Genomic DNA, 2,657 nt, shown 5'->3' on the forward strand with positions numbered 1-2,657 from the left:
CCGTCTTCGAGGCCGAGGATGCTGGTGCCTTTGATGCTGTCGGGGATGACGCTGGCGCTCAGGGCTTCCAGGGAGTCGAAGCCCAGGCTGTTGAGCATGGCCTGCTCGTCACCGGCGCGAGGGCCGATGTGGCGAGCGATGAATTCGTTGGCGGTGGTCAGGTTGACTTGAGTCATTTCAGCGCTCCTCAGGCTTCGGCTTGGGCTTTGATCAGGCGGTCGTAGGCGTCCTGATCCAGCAGTTTGGCGACAGCCGAAGCGTCGGCCGGCTTGAAGCGGAAGAACCAGCCTTCACCCAGCGGATCTTCGTTGACCAGTTCCGGAGCGCTGTCCAGCGCCGGGTTCACTTCCAGTACTTCACCGTCCAGCGGCATGTACACGCCGCTGGCCGCTTTTACCGATTCCACGGTGGCGGCTTCAGCGCCTTTGTCGTAGGACTGCAGCTCAGGCAGTTGTACGAAAACCACGTCGCCCAATGCGTTCTGGGCGAATGCGGTGATGCCGACGGTGACCGAACCGTCAGCTTCGGCGCGCAGCCATTCGTGATCTTCAGTAAAACGCAACTCGCTCATGGAAACTCCTAAGGGGCCAGACTCGTCTGGTGGACGCGGTGGAATACTTGGGCAGATGCCCTGATTTATGACTGGGTATTAAGCAAGAACGCGGCCAATGTATTTTTATCGTTATAAATCAACGAGTTAACTGAGTTCTTCGCGAGGCGGAATTTATGGGGTGTAGCGAAATCGCTACAGGGGCGAGGGCAGAAAAAAGCTGAAGTGGATCAAAGCCTTGCGCAGCCGTGATCGGAGAGGGGTGTAGCGATATCGTTCCGCTGTAGCGCTTTCAGTACAGGTGGAGGTCGCTTTTAGCGCATTTTTCAATGCGTTCCTGTGTAGGAGCTGCCGAAGGCTGCGATCTTTTGATTTTGATTTTTAAAGCAAGATCAAAAGATCGCGGCCTTCGGCGGCTCCTACACCATTGGGGATCAGGGCTTGTTGGGTATGCCGTACTTGCGCAACCGGTGGGCGATGGCGGTGTGGGAGGTTTGCAGGCGGCTGGCCAGTTGCCGGGTCGAGGGGTAGCTGACGTAGAGTTTTTCCAGCAGGGTCTTCTCGAAATCGTCCATCGCCTGTTCCAGGCTGTCGACCTCGTGGTCGCTCTGGCGGGCCACCGAAGTGCCGGCAATGTCGAGGTCGCCGATGTCCACCAGGCTGCTTTCGCAGATGGCCGCGGCGCGGAAAATCACGTTCTGCAACTGACGCACGTTACCCGGCCAGTGGTTGCCGAGCAGCGCCGGATAAGTGCCCGGCGCCAGGCGACAGACCGGGCGCTGGATCTGCGCGCAGGCCTGCTGCATGAAGTAGCGCGCCAGCAACAGGATGTCCTGGCCACGCTCTCGCAGGGGCGGGACTTCGACATTCAGCACATTGAGGCGGTAGAACAGGTCTTCGCGGAACAGCCCTTCGCTGACCATCTTTTCCAGGTCGCGGTGGGTGGCGCTGAGGATGCGCACGTTGACCTTCACTTCGCGATCGCCACCGACCCGACGGAAGCTGCCGTCGTTGAGAAAGCGCAGCAGCTTGGCCTGCAAGTACGGCGACATCTCGCCGATCTCGTCGAGAAACACTGTGCCCTGGTTGGCCAGTTCCATCAGTCCCGGCTTGCCGCCCCGTTGCGCGCCGGTAAAGGCGCCGGGTGCGTAGCCGAACAGTTCGCTTTCGGCGAGGTTCTCCGGCAATGCCGCGCAGTTCAACGCCAGAAACGGCGAGTTGTGCCGCGCACTGATGGCGTGACAGGCACGGGCCACCAGCTCCTTGCCGGTACCGGTTTCGCCCTGGATCAACAGCGGCGCATCGAGGGCTGCCACCCGTTGCGCGCGAACCTTGAGGGTGCGAATCACCGGCGACTCGCCCAGCAACGAATCGAAACCTTCGGCATGGTCGTGGTGGAGCGCCGAAAGACGTTCACCAATGCGGTTGGGTTGATACAGGGTCAGCAAGGCGCCTGCGTCGGTAATCGGCGTGGCGTCGAGCATCAGCGGTTGGCCGTTGACGGTGATTTCCCGCAGCGGCAAACGGAAACCGTGTTCGAGCAGAGTGTCGAGCAGGGCGGGATCGGCGAACAGATCGGCCACGCTTTCACCGGCCGGTTCACGGCCATAAAGAGCAATCAAAGCGGGGTTGGCCAGCAGCACCTTGCCGGCACTGTCCAAGGCGAGCACCGGATCGGTCATGGCCGCGAGCAGCGCATCGAGCTGCAAGTGCCGACGCTGGCCGGGCAGGATGTCCACCACCGTCATCGCCTGCACACCGCGCACGCTGAGCAGGGCATCGCGCAGCTCTTCGAGCACTTCCGGGCTCAGGGTCGGGGCGTCGATGTAGACGTTGGGCGGAACCATTTCCACCGCATCCAGGTTGAGATTGCGTCCACCGAGCAGGGCCAGGACTTCCTGGGTAATACCGACTCGGTCGATGAAGCTGACGTGGATACGCATGGGGCGGTTTCGGGTTCTGCAGTGCGGAGGGTGGCAAGTATGCCTTGGGGCGGGCGATTGGTGAAATCCTGCGCGGTTTTATGGGTAACAGGTGACCCATTGTGGGAGCGGGCTTGCTCGCGAATGCGTCGTGTCAGGCAACATGATGTTGTCTGATCCACCGC

The 2,657-nt window shown here is 60.9% G+C and carries 3 protein-coding genes; all 3 read right to left on the reverse strand.

The window, feature by feature from the left end:
- Positions 1-176, reverse strand: a 176-nt coding sequence (locus tag HNO86_RS30035; RefSeq protein WP_175380560.1) for a hypothetical protein, incomplete at its 3' end; no start/stop codon positions are given.
- Positions 177-187: 11 nt separating this feature from the next.
- On the reverse strand, positions 188-571 hold the full coding sequence (gene gcvH, locus HNO86_RS30040) for a glycine cleavage system protein GcvH (RefSeq protein WP_175380561.1): 384 nt from the start codon (positions 569-571) through the stop codon (positions 188-190).
- Positions 572-984: 413 nt separating this feature from the next.
- A complete protein-coding gene (locus HNO86_RS30045) occupies positions 985-2,493 on the reverse strand; it encodes a sigma-54-dependent transcriptional regulator (RefSeq protein ID WP_175380562.1) in 1,509 nt (502 codons plus the stop codon).
- Positions 2,494-2,657: the final 164 nt, after the last annotated feature.

The sequence above is a fragment of the Pseudomonas sp. C1C7 genome, from assembly GCF_013359595.1.
In the GTDB taxonomy this organism is placed as follows: domain Bacteria; phylum Pseudomonadota; class Gammaproteobacteria; order Pseudomonadales; family Pseudomonadaceae; genus Aquipseudomonas.